The sequence below is a fragment of the Marivirga tractuosa genome (assembly GCF_042140215.1).
In the GTDB taxonomy this organism is placed as follows: domain Bacteria; phylum Bacteroidota; class Bacteroidia; order Cytophagales; family Cyclobacteriaceae; genus Marivirga; species Marivirga tractuosa_A.
Genome location: NZ_CP159478.1, coordinates 4092599 through 4117488 on the forward strand (window position 1 = coordinate 4092599; position 24890 = coordinate 4117488).

Sequence of the window (24890 nt, forward strand, 5' to 3'; positions counted from 1 at the left end):
GGCATATAGTTACAAAAAGAAAACAGAATTATGGCAAGAGCAAATATAAAACTCATAAAAGCAATTAGAACGGCTGCCCGAAAAATTCAAGAGGGTACTCATTATCAATGGGGACATATGGGCGGATGCAATTGCGGGCATTTAGCCCAAGAATTAACGCCTTACAGCAAAAGGGAAATTCATGAATATGCGATGAGAAAATCTGGCGACTGGACTGATCAGGTCGAAGATTATTGCGGCTCCAGTGCCATGCCTATGGATGAAATCATTTCTAGCATGATGGATTCAGGCTTGGAAAGAAAAGACATGATTGACTTGGAGAGATTGAAAAACCAGGAAGTAAGAAGGATTATGGGTACAAGAGGCGTAAAACTATATCATAATAGCAAAGAAGATGTGGTGGATTATATGCTTGCTTGGGCAGATTTATTAGAAGAGAAGTTACTGGCAGACATCAAACTTCCTGTAAATATGGAATATGAAAAAGAAGCTGCTCTTTAATTAAAAAAATACTTTATGTAACAAAAAAGGCTGCTTTAATTAAAAAGCAGCCTTTTTTAAACTCTAAATCAAATAATTATGCCATTTGAGCATCAATTTTATCAGCTAAAACTTGCTTTGGAACAGCGCCAATTTGCTTATCTACTACTTCTCCTCCTTTAAAAACCAATAAAGTAGGGATGCTTCTGATTCCAAATTTTGCAGATACATTAGGGTTTTCGTCAACGTTAACTTTGCCTATAACCGCTTTGCCGTCATAATCTCCGGCTAATTCTTCTACTAATGGACCAATCATTTTACAAGGTCCACACCACTCTGCCCAGAAATCAACCAAAACTGGCTGATCTGATTTTAATATTTCTTCAAAATTGCTGTCAGTTATTTCTACAGTACTTGCCATCTTATTTTCTATTTAATTTATTTCTAATTTATGCTTTTGAAAACGTAAAGATAGAAAAAATTGTTGCTACACACATTTCTATTTCAGTAACATATGTCACATCTGCGACTATTATGTGGGAGATTAAGAATAATAAAAATTAAAACCCCCATAAATAGAGCCAAAATCAACAAATAGTGATGATTTCAATTGATAAAATTGATTTGACTATCACAAATTTCTATTTAAAGCTCCTCTTGAACTTTACCACATTTCAACATTTTGTCCCCAAAATAAGGGTTCCGGATTTCTTCTTTGTCGCTTAACCAAAATGCGCCTTCGTTATTAAAAGCCATCGGGCAAAACTGCTTATAGACAGTTTGATCTTTGCTTTCGGCATTTTCTTTCACTAAAACATAAACCTGCTGGCTTAAATCATCAAAATCAGATCTGATTTCTTCAACATCTTCTTTTCCATGCATTTCCTTAGTCAAGGATTTCATTTGCTCTAATTCAGAACCGATATTTTCCAATAACTTAGCTAAAGCAGATTTTGCTTCTGCAGCATCTGTTTGCACTAGTGCATCCTTTACGCTAAAATAAGAAGATAAAATACTTTTCAGTTGCTCAGAACTTACTTCTGAAGTAGAAGCTTGCATTACTTTTTCTTCCTTTGGCGCTTCTTCAGCAGTTTGACTTTCTGATTTTTTCTCTTGGCTGCAGCCTAATGTTAAAACTGCAAAGGCTACTAAACTTATGATTACTCTCTTCATTTTATTTTTATTTACTTTGGTTACAAATTTAATCTTTCTTTTGTGATTTTTTAGACTTTTTCTTTCGCTTCCTCTTGGTGGTGACGAAAAATAATAAAAAGCCCGAACTTACTGTCAGCAATCCAAAAACTGAAAATGCTCGGATTAAAGTATTATTGAAATCATCCCTAGTTTCATAATCCATGGTATGGGTCATCCATAGAAAATCAAACCAGCGCCAATCTCTATGTCTTACAGTTTGGAAATCACCATTTTTAGCATCAATATAGGCTTTTAGGGATTCCGCTCCATCAAATTTAATTTGCCAAACGGGTAATTTTCTACCTCTAAACTCGTGATGAGCACCTGTTTCAGTCAGAAAATTCACGTTTTTAATCTGATATTCAGCTTTTATTCTATTCCTCGCTATGGATTTGGCTTCCTCCTCAGTTATTTTTGTTTTGAGCTTACCGCTTTCTGCATGAATTAAAACAGAATCATTTACCCAGTAATAGGCTTCTTGATTAAGAAATTTCAATTCCATTGAATGGATTTCCATCGTATCGGAAAGCAAATTTAAGCTTTGAGAATTAACAGACTTTTTCCCAGATGCCTCTTCTAGAAAATGGTCTCCATGAATTTCATCCAAATCAGTCCAGGTGAAATAAAGCCCACTGATGGTCCAAAATAAAAATTGAATACCAATTAAAACACCTAAATATCGGTGGGTTTTTCGAATATAATATTTATTGTTTTTTCTCATTTTTATCAAAAAGCCTCAAATTTAATTGATTTTCTTTTTCACTTCTCCACATCTCAGCATACTTTCTCCAAAATATGGATTCACAATAGGCTCCTCTTTGCTCAACCAATCAGCTCCTTTGTCATTATCCGCCATTGGACAATGCTGTAAATAGAGTGTTTCAGAAATTGGACTAAAAGTTTCTGTCACTTGAATCATCCAATCCGATAGGGCGATGAAATTTTTACGCAAGTCCTCAATATTATCATGATGGTGAATATGTTCTAATACTTTCTCCATTTTACCATGGTAACTCATCCATTTTTCGTGGGCATCATCTTTAAATGCTTTCATGTCAATTTTACCAAAAACAGCTTTTAAATCCTCTACTTTGGCTTTTGCAGTTTCAAAATCGTCCTCCGTTAAAGCATCTTTCAACTCAAAATATTTAGTATAAAGCGGGTTTAATTCAACTTTAGCATCATCTGAAATATCAATTTGATCTCCTTCCCCTTTATCCGCACTCATCATACTTGTTTTGCCAGAAAGCTGTGCCGCTGCATCTATACTAAACACACCTTGAACTGCGATTTCCTCGCCTTCTTCTAATCCTTTTTCAATCACAAAAGCATCATTTAAAGGCAATCCTAACTCCACACTTCTCATGACAAAGCTCACTCCTTTTTCCGTATCTTCCTGCACATAGACCACTGACTTTTTACCCGTCCACATCACAGCAGATTTAGGCACAACAACTGCTAATTCGGAGTCATTTTTGAACTGAATATTTCCCTTAACCAACATCTCAGGCTTCAATTTACCCTCTACATTTTGAATCTCTGCTCGGGCTTTAGCTACTCTACTTTGAGGATTCAAAGTTGGGTCTATAAAATTTATTTTGCCTGAAAATTCCTCATTAGGAAAGGATGAAATAGTAAAATTCACTTCGCTCCCCAACTTAACAAAAGGAATATCTCTTTCATAAACGTCAAAAAGAACCCATACGCTAGAAAGATTATTGACATCAAATAAGGATTGTCCTAGCTTCACATAGTCTCCTTCCTTTACCTTCTTTTCAGTTACATAGCCAGAATAATCCGCCCTCAATTCAAATTGCTCTTTTGGCTTTCCTGAAGCAATAATACTTTCAATTTGAGCATCTGTCAGTTTCCAATTTTTCAATTTTTCTTTAGAAGCTGCGAAAAGCTGCGGCTGATTATCCTTATCCTGATAAGCTTGAAGTAACTCTTCTTGAGCCGTTAATAATTCAGGAGAATAAAGAAATGCCACTACCTGACCTTTTTGAACATATTCGCCAACGTAATTCACCCTCAAGTCTTCAACTCTTCCGGGGAAATGTGCTGTTTGTGCATAGTTCGATCGCTCATCTTCTTGAATTTTGGCCGTCAATCTGATATCTTTTTCGACTGCTTTTCGCTCCACTTTGGATGTGCTTACTTGCGCTAATTTCATAGCCGTAGCCGACATGCTAATGGCATCTTCACTTAGCACATCATCTCCGTCTGCTTCATCCAATGGGATTAAATCCATTCCACAGATTGGGCAATCGCCTGGTTCGTTCTGTCTCACCGATGGATGCATGGAACATGTCCAGACTTCAGGTGATGAAGTGCTGGAGTGTTGATGTACCTCTTCCTGATGTGCTAATTTATCGATATGCTGATTTGCTGATGAGTTCAGAAAATAGCCAACAATTGCGCCAATTGAGACACTTATCACTACTATTATAATGGTGGATTTATTGATTTTCATGATTTATATTTTCTGCTAGTGGAAATAATCTTTGTCAATAACTTTTGAATAGAAAGTAGCATTGTTTTCATTTCAATAGTTGGATTTGGGTAACTTGCTGCTTTTTCGCATAGCAACAACCAATAATCCGTTTCTTCTGCTTCTTTATGTGAAATTTTTAATTTATGTATAAAGTCTGCCTTACTCTCACAACTTTGAGCTTCCCTAATATTTGCACCTATGCTTGTACCAGCTTTCAATAATTGTCTAGCAATAACATATTTTCTTCTCTCCTCTAGTAATTCTGAATAATTTATAATCTGTAATGCAAATTCAAAACTTAGTTCTAATACTTCATTTCTCTTTTTCATAATTAATTCTTTTTAAATCATACAATAATTTAAATGACATTCATTAATTGGTTTAGCCTCAACCATCAGCATATCAGCACATCAAAACATCATCTCATCTGCTAATTAGATAGTTATACTTCTGAATTGCTATGCTGAATTCAGATTCAGCCTTAGCTTTTAACTTCCTGTATTTTAAAAACTGTTGTTGGATTCGTAAAACCTCCTCAAAATCAGCTCCTGAACTGGAATAACTCTTCCATATAATTTCCAATGTGTTTTCCGTTTTCTTGATTTGTCGCTCGTACAAATTCAATAATTCAAGTTGCTTTTCGATCTCATAAACAGTGGATTCATAATCTGTGTCCAACTGGTTTTTTACATTTTGTATTTGCAACTCATAACTTTCCTGCATAAGTTGAACTTCCTTCTTTTGAGCATTGTATTTCTTTCTAAAAATTGGCAAACTCACAGTCACCATTGGCATCAATACATCCTTACCATTGTCTGCCATGTCCATATCCTGCCTTTCTCCTACAATCACATAATCCAGACCCAAGCCAATTTTAGGTAAGCCTTGCTTTTGAGCCACTCTTTCATTCGCCTCAGCAGATTGCATTTTGTATTCTAATGACTGAATTAATGGATGATCATCAAAAAGGGAATCTTTCACCAGCGAAGGTTCGAAATTTACGCTATTTAATTCTTCTGGAATTTCTAGCTCAATTTCTTCATTGAGTACGTTTTGAAAAGCAGTCAGTAATGGTTTCTCTTTTTGCTCTAGTATTTCAAGATTGGTTTCTGCATCATCAATCATGATATCAACTCTCAGTACATCTACCATACTACCACTTGAACTACTGAATTTTCGCTCGGCTAATGATTTATAAGATTTAAGGATTTCAATATTCTCTTTTTCTATCTGTACTAATTTTTTCAGCTCATAAAGCGGGTAATATTGAGAGGCTACTTCCCAATATAATTTATTTCGTGCATCTAAAAAAGATTGAAACTTAGCTTCTGCTTCCAACGCTACTACATTTTCCTGTGCTTTTAAGGTTCCAAACCAGGGAAACATTTGCGTCAAGCTAAATCGAGCCAATTGTGGGCCTACTCGGGTTTCAACTGGAGAAATGAAATACCCAATGGACAAATTAGGATCTGCCAAAGAAGAAGCCTGAGGCAATTTCTGCAGTACTGCTTCGTAGGCTTTGTATTCGGCCTGAAGTTTCGGATTATTCTCTACAGCAATTTTGAAATATTTATCTATTGAAGAATCACTATTTTGAGCATTTCCAGAAAACGAAAGTAACTGCAAGAAACCAATAGAAATAGATAGAAATATTTGGAAATATTTGGAAATATTTGGCTGTTCCATCTTATTGGTGATATATGTAGATATATATAGTCGTATCATTTTTGCTTGCTTTTATAAGTTGAGGAAATAAAGTTGTTAAGTTTTACTTCCAGTTTTTGGTGTATAATTTTCACTTCATCGAAATCAGAAAGTGAAATAAAATCTCGTTCCAGCATAATTTCAGACCAGTGATTAACAGCTTCTGAAAGCGAGCCTCTTGAGATATAATAAAATCGAATTTTATCTAAATAGTGAAACCTGGCATAACCTTCCGCTATATTAGCCCCGACAGAATCAGCAGAAGTAATAAATTGGTCACCTACCGTTTTCTTTTGTTGAAAATTGAGTTTTGAATAAATCCTCCAGCATATTCGTGACAATTCTCTACTTAATTGATAAACCTCTAAATCCTTTAAGGGTATGTAGTTTTTATCTGCCATGATATTCAATTTTTTCGTTCTTATTTAGCCATCAGACGGCAGGTTTTAAATATTGACTGCTTTATTAAAGTTTATCAATTTATAAAGCCTAAAACCGTCAGATGGCACTTCATATTTCTACTTTATTTCAATTTCTTCTAGTCTTTCTTTAGCCATCAGACGGTATTTTCACATATTAAGTGCATCAATCAAACAACTGTAGCACTCTTTAATACCTCAAACCGTCAGATGGCTCTAACTCAATTATATTTCTACTTTATTTCAATTATATTTCCACCTTATTTCAATCTATTTCTATTCTATTTCAACCTTACCTCTATTTATTTCTTTTAATCTTCCATTCCTCCTTCATAGCATAAAGCACCGGAATCAAAAAGTATGTAAGTGCCGCCATCAACATTCCTCCAAATGCAGGAATTGCCATAGGTACCATAATATCAGAACCTTTGCCTGTTGAAGTCAGAATTGGAAGCAATGCAATTATGGTTGTGGTGGAAGTCATTACTGCAGGCTTTATTCTTTTTTGTCCTGCTTCAATTACTGCACTCCTAATTCCTTTAATATTGTCGGTCTTGTTTTTATCGAAACTTTGATCGAGGTAAGTCGCCATTACTACTCCATCATCAGTTGCTATTCCAAAGAGTGCAATAAAACCTACCCAAACAGCTACACTCAAATTGATTGTACTGATTTGGAATAAGGATCTAAAATTGATATCAAACCATTCAAAATTGAAAAACCAATCTTGTCCGTAGAGCCAGAGCATTATAAAGCCACCGCTAAATGCCAGAGCTATTCCCGAGAAGACCATGAAACTGGTCAGTACAGACTTAAACTGGAAATAAAGAATCAAGAAAATGACCAAAAGTACAATTGGTACAATTATACTCAGTCTTTTCTCAGCACGCACCTGGTTTTCATAGCTACCAGAGAATTTATAATTCACGCCTTTCGGTACTTCCAATTCACCATTATCAATTTTCTCTTGAATCAGATTTCGGGAATCTTCTACTGCTGTTACTTCTGCAAAGCCATCTTTCTTATCAAATAAGACATAACCTACTAAAAAAGTATTCTCACTTTTTATTGCTTGTGGACCACGTTCATATTCGATATCCAGAATTTGCCCTAATGGAATTTGAGCGCCAGTTGGAGTAGAAATCAACATGCGTGAAAGCTCCTCCGGATTTTCTCTCAACTCTCTCGGGTAACGCACTCTTACCGGAAAACGCTCCCTACCTTCTACTGTGTTAGTGACCGTCATGCCACCAATTGCGGTTTCAATAAATTGCTGAACATCCTCTATACTTAAGCCGTAGCGAGCAATTTCTTCTCTATTGATATCCAAAAGCATATAAGGTTTTCCCACAATTCTATCGGCAAATACTGCTTCTGATTTAACAGAAGGAACTTCTTGCAGAATATTTTCTAGTTGCAATGAAAAGGATTCTATGGTTCGTAAATCCGGACCAAAAACTTTAATCCCCATAGGTGCTCTCATGCCAGTTTGAAGCATCACCAATCGCGTTTCAATTGGCTGAAGCTTAGGTGCAGAAGTCACTCCTGGAATTTTAGTCACCTTAGCAATTTCATTCCAAATATCATCAGGACTTTTGATTTCATCTCGCCAATTTCGGAAGTACTGACCATCTGAATCTTTTACCAAATATCCTTTAAAATTACCTCCAACTTGAGTTGAAATTTTATTTTGCAACTCATCACCTAGAGCTTTTCCTTCCTCATCAGTGAATTTTCTAGCTTTAGTATTAAAGAATAATTTTTGGGAATTCCCATTTGAATCATAATCCAAATCAGATAATTTATTATCTGTGCTGATTTGAAAATCGCCTATTTCATTAACCTTAAACCTTTGCCTCTTTCCCTTTCCATTCAGAATATATTCCGGCTTATAATTAATGACATTCTCGAACATCGAAACCGGTGCAGGATCTAGGGCAGATTCTACTCTTCCAAGTTTTCCCACAGTGAGTTCCACTTCAGGAATATTAGTCAACATCATATCCAATTGACCTAAAACTTTTCTGTTGTATTCCACACCAGAATGCGGCATGGAAGTCGGCATTAATAAGAAACTACCTTCATCCAAGGTAGGCATAAACTCCTCTCCTATTCCAGGGAAAGTTTCGGCTATTGCTGACCAAACCTTAGTTTCTTGCACATCCCAACCGACTTTTTCAAAGCCCTTAGATACAAAGCCAAAAACAGTATTAAATCCTAACCAGATTACAATTCCCAAAAGAATGAAAAAGATTGGAATGGATAGAAAAGTCTTTTTATTTTCTAAACAAAGACTCAGTATGTTTTTGTAATAAGTTTCAATTAGAATAAATAAGGCTAAAATCACACCTACAATTACGGCTACAAAAATGAAATTACTGATGAGAGATTTAGCAGATCCCAGCGGAAGCCAATACTCAGCTAACAGCCACAACACTGCAAAAACAGCAATAATCAAATCTGAGCGTTTCAGAATCCAAGCAAGGACATTAAGTAATTTAACTTCCTTTTTTACAATTATCTGATTTACAATTCCAAATAAACCAAATAGCAAAACAACTACTCCTGCCCAGGTATAGCCGAATATCAAGCCTAATAAACCAAGTAAAATCAAACCTGGATTTGCGAATTTATTGAATGTCTTATTTTTAATTTTAAAGCCAAAAAAGACATGAGCTAAAGCAGGCAGTATTAATAAACTCACCACCAATGCAGCTACCAAAGCAAAAGTTTTTGTGAAAGCCAAAGGACTAAATAATTTCCCTTCCGCTGCTTGCAAAGTAAATACAGGAATAAAACTGACTATAGTGGTAGAAACTGCAGTCAAAATTGCTCCTGAAACTTCCGATGCACCATTATAAATGGTCTCAATTAGTTTTTGCTCTTTGGGAGCATCATCCAAATGCTTGATAACATTTTCAGTCAGAATAATCCCCAAATCGACCATGGTTCCGATGGCAATGGCAATACCCGAAAGTGCAACTATATTCGCATCCACTCCGAAATAGCGCATGGCAATGAAAACCATTAAAACGGCTATGGGTAATAATGAAGAAATTAAAATAGAGGCACGCAATCGATAAACCATAATGGTAATGACCAAAATGGAAATCAGAATCTGTAAAGTCAGCGCATCTTCAAGCGTTCCTAAAGTCTCATATATCAGTTCAGACCTATCATAAAAAGGAACGATAGTCAAAGTACTTTTTGTACCATCCGCCAAGGTTTTACTTGGCATTCCGGGAGCTATCTCTTCAATTTTATCTTTGACATTATTAATAACCTGCAAAGGATTGGCACCATACCGTGCTACTACTACTCCACCTACAACTTCAGCACCATCCTTATCCAAAATCCCTCTTCTAGTTGCTGGACCGAGAGAAACTGTTGCTATATCTTTAATTTGAATTGGGGTATTGTCCACTACAGCTACCACTGCAGATTCAATATCTTCAATATTTTCTATATAGCCTAAACCTCTTACTAAGTATTCCGCCTGATTAATTTCAATGGTTTTAGCTCCCACATCTCGGTTTGAATTCTTTACCGCACTCATAACCTTGGTCAGTGGGATATTATAAACTTTAAGTGCATCAGGATCTACATCAATTTGATATTCTTTAACGAATCCTCCAATGGAGGCTACTTCAGAAACATTCTCAGCGGCATTTAGTCCATATTTAACATAGAAATCCTGCACTGAGCGAATTTCATGTAAATCCCAGCCCCCAGTTGGATTGCCGTCTTCATCCCTGCCTTCTATGGTATACCAATAAACCTGTCCCAAGGCAGTAGCATCAGGACCTAATGTCGGTTGAACGGATTCAGGCAAAAGTCCACCAGAAATAGAATTTAGCTTTTCAAGAATTCGAGAGCGTGTCCAATAAAATTCCTTTTCTTCATCAAAAATTATGTAAATACTAGAAAAGCCGAAAATGGAAGAACTCCGGATGGTTTTCACTCCGGGAATCCCCAATAAATAAGTAGTTAAAGGATAGGAAATTTGATCTTCAATATCCTGAGGTGAACGACCAGGCCATTGCGTAAACACAATTTACTGGTTTTCACCATAATTTGGAATTGCATCTACCGGAACGGGATCAGAAGGTAAGATATTAACATTCCACCCAAAAGGTGCCACGGCAATACCCCAGGCTACCAATCCGATTAATAGTAAAAAAGGTGACTAACTTATTATATAAGAAATATTTGATGATTCGATTTAACATAAAAATACCATTGATTTAAACATAGAAAATTGAACCGAGGGAAATTCCCCTTCGATTACTTGTTTAAAACAATGGTAGTATTAAATCAAAAAGCTTTGGTAAAGTACTTGTAAAGGTGCTTTGTAGAGCGGTGGACTGTCAAAAATCAGGATTGATGATTGCGCTTGAGTATCTAAAGGATTAGAGAATAAATAATTCACCAAAACATAGATTACAGAAACAAAAGAAGAACCTGATTTTAATATAGAATTGCTTTCTTTTTGTTGCTGAATATCATCCACTGCTACTTTTTGTGTTTCAGTTTTGCAACAATCTTCATTTTCAGCTTCATGCTTGTGGCAAGGAGGCATTTCTTTATCCTCTGAATGATGCGTGCAATGTTTATCCAGTTCAGCAAAAGCCACTTCCTGCAAAGCATCACCACAATAATGTTTATACATTACTGCACCTAAACTAGTGCTGAGAATCAACACCGATAGTAAAATGGCTAATATGGATTTTTGCTTTAACACGAATCTTTATTACGTTCGTAAATTTAAAAGGTTTTATTGGAATTAAAAAAAATATAAACCACTGAAAAACAATTACCTACATTTTTTCTATCATTTCCTTTACATGCTGATCAGCAGAAAACATATTTTCATATACCTCTTTAATTTTTAAATCTTTATCCAATAAATAAGTAACTCTTCTGTTCATTCCTATAACAGGTATAGTTGCCTTGAAAAGCTTGGCTACTTTTCCCTTGGGGTCACTTAATAATTCAAATGGCAGTTTATTTTCTTTTTTAAATTTGTGATGTGAATCAATAGTATCCTGACTGATTCCTACCACCTTAACATTCAAATCCCTAAATTCAGAAAAGGCATCTCTAAATTCACAAACTTCTGCTGTGCACACTTTGGTGAAATTTTTAGGATAGAAGAATAGGATAATAGGCTCCCCTGCCTGTTCTGATAATTTAAATTTATTTTCTGATGTTGATTCCAATTGAAAATCGGGTGCTTTTTGTTGTTCTTTTAAAGGCATATAAATTTTTTAATATATTGATTCAAACTATTTTGAATTCAAATGGTTTATTAAATAGTTATTCAGATAACAATTTAGTTTTCATGTTCAATTAGGTTTGGCAACACGTTGAAAGGCGTGTTGCTTTTCTTTTTTTATCGATTACAAATAGTTTTATAAGCACAATAAGTGCAATTTTCCAGTTTATCCGTTTGTTCAAATGGCTGCTCGCTCACAAATATTTCCGTCAAAATATTTTTCAATCCTTTTTCAAAACCCTCCATCAAAAGTTCTGCATTATTCAACTCATTTTTATTCAATTTCAACTTTTCAGAGAAATCAGACTTAAATATTCCTTTCCCATTATATAAGCCAGGAACAACATTTTTCACTCCATCATATTCATTACTTTTGATGTATAGATATGAATAAATAAGTGTCTGCATAGCCGCACCATTTCTATCTTTATGATCGCGGTCGAATAAACTTTCAACATCAGGAAATTTAACTTCATCTCCTCCTGATTTATAATCAATCACTCTTATACTATTATCCTTCTCATCAAGCCTATCAATGGAACCTTTAATTCTAATATCCTTGCCACCTTCTAATTCTATTTTATGCTCATATTCTCCCTCAACTTTTTTGACTGTAAACGGAGCAATTTGAACATCATAATTCAAAATTTGAACTACCATTCGTTTCACAACATCTCTAATGATGATATTTCTACCTTCAAATTCAAACTCTGAAACTTTATCCTTTTTGCCGTATAGTTCTGCAAACTCCTCTTTTATGAATTTGTCTATATCCTTCTTTAATAAGATGATTTTATTGGCATCCAATAGTTGATCTAGAACTGAACCATATAATTTTTCCATAACATGGTGGAGAATATTGCCAAAATCGGCTGCATCTAAATCTTCGCTGACTTCATCCCTTTCTTTTAAACCCGCTATATATCGGAAATAAAATTGTAATCGACAATTCAAATAAGTCTTCAAAGCAGAGGCAGAGAGGAATCTTTTCTCATTATAGGAATTCAAAATCTCCCAAATTGCCTCATTTTTCTCTATGGTGATGGGAACCGGAGAAGCTGCCTGTGGATCTTGATTAAGGCTTTGTAATTTTACTTTTTGAGTCTGAATACCCAATTCATACTGCAATTGCAACAGATAACGACTCGGTTCGCCCCCTTTTCCACCACTGTTATCGCTATTATACATTAAATGCATCTGGCTAGAGCGTTGTAAGAGTCGATTAAATAAATAGGCATAAATAGCATCTCTTTGCTCTAATGTTGGCAATCCGTATGCTTTCCGAATATTATAGGGAATGAAAGATTGACTGTTTGCTCCGCCCGGAAAATTATCTTCGCTCATGCTCAGGAAATAGATATTTTCAAAGTCTAGATTTCGCGATTCCAATACTCCCATAATTTGAATACCTTCCAATGGTTCACCTGAAAACGGCACTCTGATAGATTGAATAATTCGATTGAATAAACGAATGAAAGCATTTATATCCAAAGCCAATTGAAACTCACTAATGATTTGTTCCAACTGATTAATCTGTTTATAAATTTCAGATATAAACTCTTGCTCAGTGGATTCTATTTGCTCTTGGTGAACATATTGTAATATGGTTCTTAAGTAAAAGAAATAATTCTCAGAACCATCCTTAAATAGGATTTCCAAAAGTGGATTTTCTTCTTCATTTCCAGAATACAAATCTTTCAATTCCAGCCGGATAATATTGTTGGATTCAATATGTTGGATTTTAGTTTTGGCAACTTCACCCAATAAATTTCCCACAAAAGGATGCTTTAAGATTTTCAAGACATCTCTATGGTTAAAAGTAATTTTACCAGCCTCTTCTCTTTTGTTCTTTTGTAGATAGAGGCAAATATTCATCAATTGATAAATAGAAGCAAAGCGAAGCGGATAACCCATAGTAACATTCACCTTTTGGATTTCCTCTGGCAAAGCATATAAAACTGGGAAAAGTAAACTTTCATCTCCTAAAATGATAGCCGTTTTTTCTGGCTGTTCTATATTTTGCTCCGAAAGTAATTGACCTAAAAATTTTGCCTGTGCAATATTTCCTTTTACTTCAGTAATATTGATTTGTGGCGTTTCATGAATAATTCTATCAGGCATCTCTTCTGGAAAAGTTTTACCTAAAACAGTGTGCTTTGAATATTCCCTAAAGAAATTACCAGCTTCTTGCATAGTATTTTCGGGAGAAGCATAATAAGTATCCATATCCCAAAAAATCTGAGCGCCATTTTTCACTGCTTCTGAAATAATATTCTCCTCCGTTTTGGTCAATGCATTGAATCCAGCAAAAATCAAATGCCCTGAAATCTGAACGTCTCCAGCTTTTAACTTCTCAGCATAATCTCTATACAGCATGCCATTATAAGCTTGATTCTCATCTTTCAATTTTTGCTTGAAATCCTGATAAACTGGAAAAAGTATATTCCAATTTCGGGCAAATTTTTCTTGAGCGTCTTTAGGTTTAGCTTCAAAACTTTTCCAGAATTTTTCAATCAACTGAACCTGTTCCTCAGTTAAGAAATCTGTGTCTGCCAGTTTTTTCCACTCTAATAAATTTGCAAAAAGTGGTCGAGCATCAGCCATATAATGGTCTACATCATTGAAATCTTTCACCAGCATATCGCCCCAAAAATAGAACTGCTCAAAGTCCTCTTTAAATGGCGCATGCTTTTGAAAAACTTCATGTAGAGAAAAAACTAAACTCAGCTGATCGGGTACTGCAAAATCACTTTTTTGGCGAACAAAATCTTCAATAGCCATGGCCTCAGGTGCCCATATGGGTTGGTCAATTAGTTTTCGAAGTGCACGGTTAAAAAATAGACCCGCCCTTCTATTTGGGAAAATGACGGTGTAGTTGGAAATGTCTTTTCCTAATTGGGTAAATAATGTATGGGCTAATTCTTCTAAAAATGTGTTTTGCATTGTCTGTTTTAATGTACGCTGTTTATCAATTATATGATCATGTACCGGCTATATTTTTTCTAGAGTAAAATTACACCTCAGCTTTCAAGCAATACGGTCACTCCTACGGAGCTTAGTATTCAGGTTTTTATACTCATTACCATAATTAGACCCCTCTGGGGCCTTGATTGTCAATTTTCTTTCCATAATAATAATTGCTATTTCTATTTTCAACTTAATTCAGAATCAAAAACTTACTGTACATTTTAAGTCCCATCGGGACGAACTTATGGTAATTCAAATCTTAGCTCGCTCACAAGTTCCGTAGGAACGACCTTACCATTTCCCGTATAAAATTAGCATATACTAATCTCAAAGGTTTTAATTAGAAATAGACCAAAAACCCTTAAATTATCAATTCTCAATCCAAAACCTAAACCTCTTCTATCTCCAAAGGATTTAAGTAGGCAATGTGGGCTGTGACTTTTTCATAGCCCATTTTCTTTAAAGTATTTCTATAAAAATTAAGCTGATTTTTATCTTGTTCGGATTTTTTACCTGTTTTAAAATCTAATATTCTCGCCTCATTATTTTTAAGCAAAACCCTATCCAGTCGGATTAATGAACCATCAGTTAGTAGAACAGGCACTTCTGTTTTCACTTCCCAATCCGTTTCAAACCAAGGCAATAAGTCACTTCCTTTTTGAAGATTATCTTTCACAAGTTTCTGAATAGATTCATAATCTTCTGTATTCAGCATTTTCTCGGCTTTAACTTTTTCTAGTAAACTTGGAATTTCAGATAAATCATTCAGTTGGGAAAAAATGTCATGAACGTAAATCCCCAAATCCGTTTTGGACAAACCTGAGTCATCCATTATTAAGGTTTGAGAATGCTTAATCTGTAATTTTTCATGCCAATTATGACTTTCATAATAAGTCAAATCCACTGAAACCGTTGAAAATGCTTCTGCTTTTTCTTCTTTATCTTTTGCCATTAATGCAAAATCAGAATCCTGACCTATAGTTAATTTGAATTCATCTTCATTCCAATCTTCATGCGTTCCAGAAAACTCTAAAAGAAGATTGGAAATATACCTTGGATCACTTTTAGCCTTAGTATTGACTAAAAGTGCATTTCCTGCTCGGGTCATTGCAACGTACAACAAATTGAGGTTATCTAAATAACTTTTAACTTCTTCCTCCCAATAGGCATGAGCAAATACAGAATCTTTTAAAGATGAAGATTGCTTTAAAGGTAAATAAGGAATCTCTGAAAATTGTGTGTCTTCTGTATTGACCCATAGCGTAGGAGCCATGATAGCACTAGGACTTAATGTCCATTCCAAAAGTGGGATCATGCAGATTTTAAATTCCAATCCTTTGGCTTTATGGATAGTCATCAGCCTTGCTGAATTTTCATTGGATTGTAATTTGATGGCATAAGAGTAGCTATTTTGTTCCCACCATTCCATAAAATCAGGGATTCCCCCTTTATTCCCGAAATCTAATAACACATCTTGAAATGCAGATAAATAGGCTTTTTCTTTCTTTATTTCTTTCAACCTGAATAGCTGAATGAGTTTTTCACTCATTTCCAATAAACTCAAACTCATTAATTCTTTCTGTGCAGATAAAAACGCTTCTGGCAAGAAATCATCATTACCGTCTACCTTTACAATTTCATGAATTAGCGCATTGTCCTCATTGATAATTTTCTGATAGTAGAATTTAATTTGAGCCAGAGCAATTTTATCAGCTGTATATAAATACTGAAAGCAGTTCAATATGAAATTTACAATGTGAGCACTAGACAGTAGTAATGTCTCATCAGAAATAACATTGTAATCATAATCCTTTGCCTTTTGGGGATTCTCATTTTTATACTGCTCCAGAAAATCTTGAATTTCAATTCCTTCTGATTTTCTTCTTACCAAAATACCAACATCCTTGAGTTGGATACCTGCTTCTTGCAAACGTTCTAAATCAAACACAAATTTCTCTAAAGCCTTTTCCTTCCAGCTGATTTTATCTCCTTCTTCTGTTTCATCTTCCTCAAAAAACTGTAATTCTACAAATCCATTATAAGGATAATCTTTTTTCTTTTGCTGAACCACCTCATTGTAGGCATCTGGCAGATCCTGCAACAAATACTCAACTTCGGCTGTAAAATTATTCTTGTCTTTATTAACCGCATTTGATTTGATAATAGAAGGTAAAGCAGTAAATAAATTATTATTGAAATCTATAACATTAGGTTTGCTTCGAAAATTATGACTTAATGCATCTTCGTGATAAAAGGCAGGAGAAATGTCTTCTTTCAAGCCCTTTAATAATAATCTCCAATCACCACCACGCCACCGGTAAATGGATTGTTTTACATCACCTACGACCAAGTTTTCATTTCCTTCTGCGAGTGAATTTTCCACTAAGGGTTTAAAATTCTGCCACTGCAAAGTGGATGTATCCTGAAACTCATCAATCAAAAAATGGTCATAAAAACTACCCATCTTTTCATACACAAATGGACTTTCAGCAGGGTCTGTCCCGATTATTTGATTCAAAAACTGAGTGGTATCAGAGAGAAATTGAATCCCCTCTTCCTTTTTATAGTCCTGCATTCTTTGATTGAAATGCTGGGTGATCCCTATTAAATAAATATTTTTCAAAATATTTTCAGCAGAACGATATTCACCAAGGTTTTTTTGAATGTATTGAATAGCTTCATGGAAAAAATCTATTAAGCCTTCGGATGCCGTTTGAAGAATAAGTTCTTTTTTCTTAGAAGTCTTGGCAGCTAAAGTTTCACCATTAGATTCTAAGGCTTTTTGGACTGTAGCATTTACTAAATCGCTTAACTCGTATTTATTCTTTGTTTTACTTTCCTTACTGATCTTATTGAAAAAATTAGGTGCAGACCTTCCTTTCCCGCTAAAATCATCAAGAGTTAAGCCTTTGCTTTCAATAAGATTAAAAGCATTTTTACTGATTCCATCCAAAATGTTTTCAAATTGGGCAATAATTTTATTGAGCTTGTCTTTAAATACTTTCAGCTTCTCATAATCACTGATTTCTTTATTCAAGGCATTTTCAATGATTTTAAAATCATCTTTCATTAATTCCTCTGTAAAGGATAGAATGTCTCTCCTAACATCCCATTTACCTTTATCTTCCAACTTATTGATAGAGAAATCTATGATCCAATTTTTTAAAGCAGCATGTTTTGGTTCACTGATATCCTCCATTAGTAAATCAAGAACTGCTTGTCTGACTTCATCCGTATTTAGAAGTAATTCTCCATCACCTTGAAGACTTAATTCCCTTGCGAATGATCGCATAACATTCTGAAAGAATCGATCGATGGTTTGAACAGAAAATCGACTATAATTATGGAGTATTGAAATTAAAAGTTGTTGAGATTGACTTTGCAATTGAGAATCAGAAAAACCTAGGATACTTTTTAGTTGCTCTCCCATATCAGAGGGAGCATTACCAGAAAAATCAAAGAGATTCTGAATAATCCGCTCTTTCATTTCCTGAGTCGCTTTATTGGTAAAAGTAACCGCTAATATTTTTTTGAAATGATCAGGGTTTTGAAAGGCTAATTTTAAATATTCTCTGGTGAGTGTAAAAGTTTTCCCACTACCAGCAGATGATTTATAAACCGTGAACAGATTTTCCTTATGCATAAAGGAAAATTAAGGTAAGTTACACTAAATTAAAAGTGCTTAGTTTAATATATTCATTAAAATCACAGAAGAGGCTACAATACATTCAATACAGATAATTATAGTCGAAACTATATCTCCCACAGAACTTGTATTGATTATCGATTTATATTTTGCTTTTACATTCAAAACTTCTCCCCTAGTCATTTTAATCTTTTTATTTTAAAACAAATATAATAACCTACATTGATGAGTAAAAATACAAGTTTAATAATATTGCAATTTTAATTTTTTATTAATATTTAATATGTTTTAATTTATATTTCAATGGTAATTAAAAAAATTAATGATTCTTTTATAACTTATTTATTACATATCTTCAAAACCACTAACACCTCCAGAAACAATAAATTTCATTGCATTTGTGCTATTCACATCCCAAGGATGAATTAGATCATTTTTTACGACAATTATATTACCTGAAAAATTATAGGAATGGGGCATATAAACAGAACAATAGCCAGTTAATGCAACTTTACTTAAATCGTTCTGAGTAATAAAACCTGGTTTAAATATTTTGCCTGCTTCATCAAATTGCACCATAACAGGCTCATTGAATTTCTTCTTATCACCCACAAAGGCACCTACTAAATCTTTTATGGAATTATAAATTAGGCTTAATAATGGAATCTTTTTGATAATTTGTTCGAACATCTCGAAAAAGGGCTTCATGAAATATGTTGACCCTAAATATCCTATACCAACAATGGCCGATATCAAAATTATTATACCAAGGCCTGGAATATTAACTGGTAATAACCCATCGAGCCAGTTAAAAACTGCTTGTATTACTAAAAGTGTAAAAGCAATTGGTGCTACGAATAATAGCCCCCTAAAAAAATAGCTTGCAATTTTTGTAAATATCTTTTGTCTCATAATAAAAATAAAGTAACAATAAGTCTAGAACGAAAAAAGCCTTGATGAAGTCCATCAAGGCTTTGAAAATATCAAATTAAATCTTTAATTAAATTGAAATCCCCATAAAAGACATAAATGCTATCCCCATTAATCCAGTGATTAACATGGTGATTCCTAATCCTTTTAAACCATCTGGTACATTAGAATATTTCAATCTTTCACGAATAGCAGCTAAAGCAATAATTGCTAAGAACCATCCTATTCCTGAAGAAAAGCCATAAACAGCTGATTCAGCTAATCCATATTCTCTTTGGGCCATGAATAAAGATGAACCCAAAATTGCACAGTTTACAGCAATTAATGGTAGAAATATACCTAAAGAGCCATATAGAGCTGGAGATGTTTTTTCAATAACCATCTCAACCAATTGCACCATAGATGCAATTACAGCAATGTACATGATAAAGCTTAAGAAGCTTAAATCTACTGTAGCTAAATCTTTACTTAACCATGTAAGTGCTCCTTCATTTAATACATACTCAGCCAAGAACCAGTTAGTTGGAACTGTGATAGTCAAAACGAAAACTACAGCCAATCCTAAACCGAAAGCAGTGCTTACTTTTTTAGAAACCGCCAAAAAAGAACACATACCTAAGAAATAGGCGAAAACCATGTTCTCTATAAAAATTGATTTTATTCCTAAGTTAATTAAATCCATTGTATAAAAATTTTAGCGATTAATTTTCTACGTAACCTGTTTTATTTCTTTGAACCCAAATGATGAGCCCTAATATAAAGAAGGCACCAACCGGGGTTACCATAATACCATTTGCCTGATAGTCCATTCCAACCCAGCCATCTGCGGTGAAACCAATAGCTTCAAATACATTAAAACCAAATATTGCACCTGATCCAAATAATTCTCTAAAGAAAGCAACAGCTAATATAATCCAAGCATATCCCAATCCACTACCTAAACCATCAAGTATAGAATCATAGGGTTTGTTAGCTAAAGCAAATGCTTCCAAACGTCCCATTATAATACAGTTTGTGATAATCAAACCAACAAATACACTTAGCTCTTTATACATATCATAAGCAAAAGCTTGTAATACTTCATTTACTAAAGTCACCAAAGTTGCAATAACCGCCAATTGAACAATAATCCTTACTCGGTTAGGGATTAATTTCCTGATTAATGAAATGGTTAAGTTTGAAAAAACTATCACAAAAATAACCGCAATTGACATTACCATTGTTGGTTTCATCTGTGTAGTTACTGCCAAAGCAGAACAAATACCTAATACCTGAATGGTAATCGGGTTATCGTCATTTAACGGATCGGTAACAATCTTTTTCCTTCTTTTGGAAAGAAAAGCTTCCGATTCTTTTTTTACCGGTTTATCTACAGTTTCTGTACTCATATCTTTAATTTCTTTAAATTATAAAGTGGCAGTAGCACCTTTTTTGTTAAAATATGATTGGTAATGCTTAAAGTAATTTTTTAACATATCATTTAAACCATTACCAGTAATTGTGGCTCCTGACATTCCGTCAACATGGTGCTCATCCAATTTACTTTCAGGATTATTTTCCCCTTTAAGCATTTTAACTGACACTAATTCTCCTTGATCGTTATATAATTTTTTACCTTCAAATCTAGCTTGAACTTGATCTTCAGTAATTCTAGCACCTAATCCTGGAGTTTCACCTGCGTGAGCAAATACAGCTCCTTTAATGGTTTTTCCTTCCGTATCCAAAGCGATATAACCCCAAATATTATCCCATAATCCGCTACCATAAACAGGAAGAATATAAGATTCTATCTCTTCTCCTCCATCTTTGCCATAATATTTAAACACAGGATAAAGTCTTTCTTCAGGTGCATTTTTGTATTGTTTTTCAACACTTACATCTTCAGCTACTAGCTCTTCGCCTTTTTTATTTTCGGTTACAATATTGCCTTCGTAATCTGTTACTTCAGATTTTATGGCTTTATCGTACGTTTCAATTACATCCATCTCTGGTGTAACTTCCAATACAGCACCAAGAATTTGTTTTTTAGTATCCAACTCTATTGACTTTTGCTGAATAGGTCCTAAACCTTCAGAAGTAGCTGCCAATAATCCGCCCAATACAATTGTTAGTATGACGGAAAATAATATTACGTAATAATTAGACTGTCGCACGTTTTAACCTCCTCTTTTTATTAGATTCAACAACATAATGATCAATTAATGGAGCAAACACATTCATTAAAAGAATGGCTAGCATAATTCCTTCTGGATAAGCAGGGTTAACAACTCTTATAATTACAGTTAAAATCCCTATCAAGAATCCATAAATCCATTTACCAGTTTCTGTATGGGATGCTGATACAGGATCAGTTGCCATAAATACAGCTCCAAAAGCTAAACCTCCTATTACTAAATGATAATGAGCAGGCATTTCCATAAAGGCATTAACACCAATTGCATTAAATCCTAAGCCCATTAACCAAGCCCCAGCAAATACACTAAAGATGATTTTCCAGCTTCCAACTCCAGTAATAATCAGGATTGCAGCTCCAATCAATACCATTAGTGTTGAAGTTTCTCCAATTGAACCAGGTATTGCTCCAATGAACATGTTTTTGAAAGAATACATTCCTTCAGCCCAGAAGCTTGAGAATGATTCCATTACAGTTCCTGTTCCATTTAAAGCTGTGTCATATGCAACTGCTAATGCTGTAGCTCCAGAATATCCATCAACAGCAGTAGCATCTCCTAAATAAGTCCAAACCTCACCAGAAATATCAGTAGGATAAGCAAAATATAAAAATGCTCTAGCGGTTAAGGCAACATTTAAAACATTCATACCTGTTCCACCAAAAACTTCTTTAGCAATAATTACAGCAAAAATTGTAGCTAATGCTACTTGCCATAAAGGAATACTTGGAGGCATAATTAAGGCAATCAACATACCTGTTACCAAATAGCCTTCATTTACTGGGTGATTTCGAATGACGCAGATTGCAAATTCAGTACCTAGCCCTACTGCATAAGAAACAATTATGATTGGAATAGCTTGAATTGCACCAATCCCAATTTTTTGAATAAAGGTTGCAGTTTCACCTAGTGCTAAAAAATGCTGATGACCAATGTTCCAGATTCCAAATAACAAACAAGGAATCATTGCGATAACCACTGTAATCATGGTTCTCTTCAAATCATTAGCATCTCTAACTTGCACTCCTTTTTTACCCGTTACCAATTTTGGTCTAAAAAGAATGGTTCTGTGCCCTTCGTACAATGTATAGTACTTCTCGTATTTCCCCCCTTTCTCAAAAAGAGGTTCAATTTTATCGAAGAATTTTTGTATTGGATTCATATTTTATAGTATGATTATATTTACTGGTATTAACCCTATGGATCAATTACCTTTTATCCATTTATCATTAAATTGATTCCTTTTCTTAAGATGGCTTGTAACTCATGCTTAGAAACATCAATAAACTCACATAATGCCACATCTTCTTCTATTAATTCGAAGATGCCTAAAGCTTCCATCTCATCATAATCTTCCGCCATTATAGCTTTGAACAAATAGTTAGGCAATATATCCATTGGAAGAACTTTTTCAAACTCACCAGTTAAGACAAATGCCCTTTCCTCTCCATTGGTATTAGTATTTAATACATATTCTTTCTTTTTGTTCAAGAAAGACAATAAACCAATAGCTCTGTGGATACTTAATTTTGAAGTTGTAGGCTTTATCCAACCTAATAATTCTTCAAAATCACCTTCTGGAACAACAGTTATTTGCTCGTCATAGTATCCTAAATACCCATCAGCATCAATTCGTTCCCCAGTTAATGGATTTCCTGAAATATATCTTACATGGTCTCCAGAAATATTGTCTTTAATAATATTCTTTATTGAAGCTCCCACATAGGTTTGATAATATTGAGGCTCGCTTACTTCAGAACCAGTTAAGGCCACTTTTTTAGAAGCATCATATCTTCCTGATAGGAAAAGCTTACCAATCTGGATTACTCCATAAGGTTTAACTGTCCAAGCAATATCCCCCTTATTTATCGGGTCAATATGATGAATCTGAACACCAACATTACCTGATGGATGCTTACCTGAAAATTTATTGATTTGAACACCTTCGGCTTGACTGAACATTTTCAACATTTCTTTATCCTCAGAAATATTGATATGTACTTTCCCTTCAGTGAATTTTTTAATTACCTCAAGACCAGCTGCAAAAGCTTCCTCCTCTTCTTTATAAATGAAGTTATAATCTGGAGCTAATGGGTGTGTATCAAATGCAGAAATGAAAATTGCTTTTGGCGAATCTTCAGGATTAGCTACAATACCATAAGGTCTTTGGATAATATTAGGCCAAACACCGCTTTTAAGCATTGTTTCTTTAGCTTTATCAGCATCTAATGATTTGAGATCTGATTTGGAATGACTCCCGAAATCTTCAAATTCATTTTCTTTATCCGCTAAAATTCTTAATTCTAATAACTTTCGCTTTTCCCCTCTTTTGATTTCAGCTACTTCTCCACTTACCGGAGAACAGTATAATACATCTGGAGCCATTTTATCGTAGATCAAAGGAGATCCTGCTTTAACAGCGTCACCTTCTTCTACTAATAACTTTGGCCTTGTAATGGCTGGGAAATCAGTAGGTTTAATCGCGAATGTTTCTGGTTTAGGCGCATTTGATATTTTGTTCTCAGCTTTTCCTGCTAAGTTGATATCAAAACCTTTTTTAAGTTTAATGGTATGAGACATGTCTTTATTTAACAATGAACCCTTATTTGAAATTGAGGCAAAATTAAGAATTATTTTGCTAAAAAAAATCTTTTAATACAATAATACTGTACATAATTAATTCAACTGAAAACTTTTTGATTAACAGCTTAAGAGACTTTCGTGTTCAATATTTTCTACAAATTTTTTAACTTTTTCCATTAACCACATAGGAGTTGAAGTTGCTCCGCATATTCCGACTGTTTTTTGACCTTCAAACCAAAGTGGATCTATCTCCTCTTCGTTTTCAACAAAATAACTGTTGGGGTTTTGAGCTTTACAAACCTGATAAAGTGCTTTTCCATTAGAGCTTTTCTTTCCACTCACAAACAAAACCACATCATGTTGCTTAGAGAATTCATTTAATTTTGGTTCTCTATTAGAAACTTGCCTACAAATACTATCATTAGCATTAAAAGAAGCTGATTTTTCTTCTTTTAAATCCGCTTGAGCCTGCTTTAATCTATTTTCAATCTTCTCCTTTATGTCATAAAAGCCTGTTGTACTTTTTGTGGTCTGACTAAATAAAGTAACTGGTCTTTTGAAATCTATCTTTTCAAGATCCGATTCATCCATAACAATAATTGCATTACCATTGGTTTGACCATCTAAACCTGTTACTTCCGCATGACCCTTCTTACCATAAATAACAATCTGTCCTTTATCAGTACACATTTTATCATGTGCATTTTTCACTCTATTTTGCAATTTTAAAACTACAGGACAACTTGCATCAATCAGTTCAATGTTGTTTTCCATAGCAATACGATAGGTTTCAGGTGGCTCACCATGGGCTCTAATTAAAACTTTGCAGTCATTAAGGTGCTTTAAATCCTCATGATTAATTACTCTTAAGCCTTTATTGTATAGTCTTTTGACTTCCATATCGTTGTGGACAATATCACCCAAACAATATAGTTTCCCAGATTCCTCCATTGCATCTTCTGCCATTCTTATAGCATATTCAACTCCGAAGCAATAGCCAGAATCTTGATCTATGGTCACTTTCAAT

At 34.4% G+C, this 24890-nt stretch carries 20 protein-coding genes; 1 reads left to right on the top strand and 19 read right to left on the bottom strand.

The features are described from left to right. Window positions 1–30 precede the first annotated feature (30 nt). Window positions 31–501: a hypothetical protein gene (locus tag ABWH96_RS18275; RefSeq protein ID WP_375578943.1), complete on the top strand. Its 471-nt coding sequence runs from the start codon at window positions 31–33 to the stop codon at window positions 499–501. Window positions 502–577: 76 nt separating this feature from the next. Here the strand turns inward: ABWH96_RS18275 and trxA are convergent, their stop codons facing one another. The 19 genes from trxA to ABWH96_RS18370 all read right to left on the bottom strand — a co-directional run bounded on the left by trxA (window position 578) and on the right by ABWH96_RS18370 (window position 24889). Next, window positions 578–901 (bottom strand): thioredoxin, encoded by a 324-nt coding sequence (gene trxA / locus ABWH96_RS18280; protein ID WP_013453673.1) that lies wholly within the window; start codon window positions 899–901, stop codon window positions 578–580. Between the two features lie 224 nt (window positions 902–1125). After that, window positions 1126–1653, bottom strand: coding sequence for a DUF3347 domain-containing protein (locus ABWH96_RS18285; protein WP_375578944.1), 528 nt, complete (start codon window positions 1651–1653; stop codon window positions 1126–1128). 28 nt (window positions 1654–1681) lie between these two features. Continuing rightward, the gene (locus tag ABWH96_RS18290) at window positions 1682–2395 is read right to left on the bottom strand and encodes a hypothetical protein (RefSeq protein ID WP_375578945.1); all 714 of its coding nucleotides are present in this window, start codon (window positions 2393–2395) and stop codon (window positions 1682–1684) included. Window positions 2396–2416: 21 nt separating this feature from the next. Continuing rightward, window positions 2417–4147 (bottom strand): efflux RND transporter periplasmic adaptor subunit, encoded by a 1731-nt coding sequence (locus ABWH96_RS18295; RefSeq protein ID WP_375578946.1) that lies wholly within the window; start codon window positions 4145–4147, stop codon window positions 2417–2419. Continuing rightward, window positions 4144–4497 (bottom strand): four helix bundle protein, encoded by a 354-nt coding sequence (locus ABWH96_RS18300; protein ID WP_375578947.1) that lies wholly within the window; start codon window positions 4495–4497, stop codon window positions 4144–4146. The genes ABWH96_RS18295 and ABWH96_RS18300 overlap by 4 nt, the downstream gene beginning before the upstream one ends. Window positions 4498–4591: 94 nt before the next feature. Beyond that, window positions 4592–5893: a TolC family protein gene (locus ABWH96_RS18305; protein WP_375578948.1), complete on the bottom strand. Its 1302-nt coding sequence runs from the start codon at window positions 5891–5893 to the stop codon at window positions 4592–4594. Continuing rightward, on the bottom strand, window positions 5890–6273 hold the full coding sequence (locus ABWH96_RS18310) for a four helix bundle protein (protein WP_375578949.1): 384 nt from the start codon (window positions 6271–6273) through the stop codon (window positions 5890–5892). Before ABWH96_RS18310 ends, ABWH96_RS18305 begins: the two co-directional genes overlap by 4 nt. A 316-nt stretch (window positions 6274–6589) precedes the next feature. Further along, window positions 6590–10342 carry an efflux RND transporter permease subunit gene (locus ABWH96_RS18315; RefSeq protein WP_375578950.1) on the bottom strand — a complete coding sequence of 1251 codons (3753 nt, stop codon included), beginning with the start codon at window positions 10340–10342 and terminating at the stop codon, window positions 6590–6592. 258 nt (window positions 10343–10600) lie between these two features. After that, complete coding sequence (locus ABWH96_RS18320; protein WP_375578951.1) at window positions 10601–11032, bottom strand: hypothetical protein; 432 nt, start codon at window positions 11030–11032, stop codon at window positions 10601–10603. A 76-nt stretch (window positions 11033–11108) separates the two neighbouring features. Then, window positions 11109–11549, bottom strand: coding sequence for a peroxiredoxin (locus tag ABWH96_RS18325; protein WP_375578952.1), 441 nt, complete (start codon window positions 11547–11549; stop codon window positions 11109–11111). Between the two features lie 134 nt (window positions 11550–11683). Beyond that, a complete protein-coding gene (locus tag ABWH96_RS18330) occupies window positions 11684–14509 on the bottom strand; it encodes a PD-(D/E)XK nuclease family protein (protein WP_375578953.1) in 2826 nt (941 codons plus the stop codon). A gap of 412 nt (window positions 14510–14921) precedes the next feature. Then, window positions 14922–18176: a UvrD-helicase domain-containing protein gene (locus ABWH96_RS18335; RefSeq protein WP_375578954.1), complete on the bottom strand. Its 3255-nt coding sequence runs from the start codon at window positions 18174–18176 to the stop codon at window positions 14922–14924. Between the two features lie 348 nt (window positions 18177–18524). Beyond that, complete coding sequence (locus tag ABWH96_RS18340) at window positions 18525–19091, bottom strand: DUF502 domain-containing protein (protein ID WP_375578955.1); 567 nt, start codon at window positions 19089–19091, stop codon at window positions 18525–18527. Between the two features lie 88 nt (window positions 19092–19179). After that, window positions 19180–19791 carry an NADH:ubiquinone reductase (Na(+)-transporting) subunit E gene (gene nqrE, locus ABWH96_RS18345; RefSeq protein ID WP_308351036.1) on the bottom strand — a complete coding sequence of 204 codons (612 nt, stop codon included), beginning with the start codon at window positions 19789–19791 and terminating at the stop codon, window positions 19180–19182. A 19-nt stretch (window positions 19792–19810) separates the two neighbouring features. Further along, window positions 19811–20497, bottom strand: a complete 687-nt coding sequence (locus tag ABWH96_RS18350) for an NADH:ubiquinone reductase (Na(+)-transporting) subunit D (protein WP_375578956.1) — start codon at window positions 20495–20497, stop codon at window positions 19811–19813. A gap of 18 nt (window positions 20498–20515) precedes the next feature. Beyond that, window positions 20516–21262, bottom strand: a complete 747-nt coding sequence (nqrC, locus tag ABWH96_RS18355) for an NADH:ubiquinone reductase (Na(+)-transporting) subunit C (protein ID WP_375578957.1) — start codon at window positions 21260–21262, stop codon at window positions 20516–20518. Beyond that, window positions 21249–22442 carry an NADH:ubiquinone reductase (Na(+)-transporting) subunit B gene (locus tag ABWH96_RS18360; protein ID WP_375578958.1) on the bottom strand — a complete coding sequence of 398 codons (1194 nt, stop codon included), beginning with the start codon at window positions 22440–22442 and terminating at the stop codon, window positions 21249–21251. The genes nqrC and ABWH96_RS18360 overlap by 14 nt, the downstream gene beginning before the upstream one ends. A gap of 53 nt (window positions 22443–22495) precedes the next feature. Then, complete coding sequence (locus ABWH96_RS18365) at window positions 22496–23860, bottom strand: Na(+)-translocating NADH-quinone reductase subunit A (protein WP_375581499.1); 1365 nt, start codon at window positions 23858–23860, stop codon at window positions 22496–22498. 120 nt (window positions 23861–23980) lie between these two features. Then, window positions 23981–24889, bottom strand: coding sequence for a 4-hydroxy-3-methylbut-2-enyl diphosphate reductase (locus ABWH96_RS18370; protein WP_375581500.1), 909 nt, complete (start codon window positions 24887–24889; stop codon window positions 23981–23983). Between the last annotated feature and the right edge of the window lies 1 nt (window position 24890).

What these genes read in the sequence shown, in the direction of transcription:
- ABWH96_RS18275 (WP_375578943.1), top strand. Translation starts at nt 31, where the DNA reads ATGGCAAGAGCAAATATAAAACTCATAAAAGCAATTAGAACGGCTGCC.
- trxA (WP_013453673.1), bottom strand. Translation starts at nt 901, where the DNA reads ATGGCAAGTACTGTAGAAATAACTGACAGCAATTTTGAAGAAATATTA.
- ABWH96_RS18285 (WP_375578944.1), bottom strand. Translation starts at nt 1,653, where the DNA reads ATGAAGAGAGTAATCATAAGTTTAGTAGCCTTTGCAGTTTTAACATTA.
- ABWH96_RS18290 (WP_375578945.1), bottom strand. Translation starts at nt 2,395, where the DNA reads ATGAGAAAAAACAATAAATATTATATTCGAAAAACCCACCGATATTTA.
- ABWH96_RS18295 (WP_375578946.1), bottom strand. Translation starts at nt 4,147, where the DNA reads ATGAAAATCAATAAATCCACCATTATAATAGTAGTGATAAGTGTCTCA.
- ABWH96_RS18300 (WP_375578947.1), bottom strand. Translation starts at nt 4,497, where the DNA reads ATGAAAAAGAGAAATGAAGTATTAGAACTAAGTTTTGAATTTGCATTA.
- ABWH96_RS18305 (WP_375578948.1), bottom strand. Translation starts at nt 5,893, where the DNA reads ATGATACGACTATATATATCTACATATATCACCAATAAGATGGAACAG.
- ABWH96_RS18310 (WP_375578949.1), bottom strand. Translation starts at nt 6,273, where the DNA reads ATGGCAGATAAAAACTACATACCCTTAAAGGATTTAGAGGTTTATCAA.
- ABWH96_RS18325 (WP_375578952.1), bottom strand. Translation starts at nt 11,549, where the DNA reads ATGCCTTTAAAAGAACAACAAAAAGCACCCGATTTTCAATTGGAATCA.
- ABWH96_RS18330 (WP_375578953.1), bottom strand. Translation starts at nt 14,509, where the DNA reads ATGCAAAACACATTTTTAGAAGAATTAGCCCATACATTATTTACCCAA.
- ABWH96_RS18335 (WP_375578954.1), bottom strand. Translation starts at nt 18,176, where the DNA reads ATGCATAAGGAAAATCTGTTCACGGTTTATAAATCATCTGCTGGTAGT.
- ABWH96_RS18340 (WP_375578955.1), bottom strand. Translation starts at nt 19,091, where the DNA reads ATGAGACAAAAGATATTTACAAAAATTGCAAGCTATTTTTTTAGGGGG.
- nqrE (WP_308351036.1), bottom strand. Translation starts at nt 19,791, where the DNA reads ATGGATTTAATTAACTTAGGAATAAAATCAATTTTTATAGAGAACATG.
- ABWH96_RS18350 (WP_375578956.1), bottom strand. Translation starts at nt 20,497, where the DNA reads ATGAGTACAGAAACTGTAGATAAACCGGTAAAAAAAGAATCGGAAGCT.
- ABWH96_RS18360 (WP_375578958.1), bottom strand. Translation starts at nt 22,442, where the DNA reads ATGAATCCAATACAAAAATTCTTCGATAAAATTGAACCTCTTTTTGAG.
- ABWH96_RS18365 (WP_375581499.1), bottom strand. Translation starts at nt 23,860, where the DNA reads ATGTCTCATACCATTAAACTTAAAAAAGGTTTTGATATCAACTTAGCA.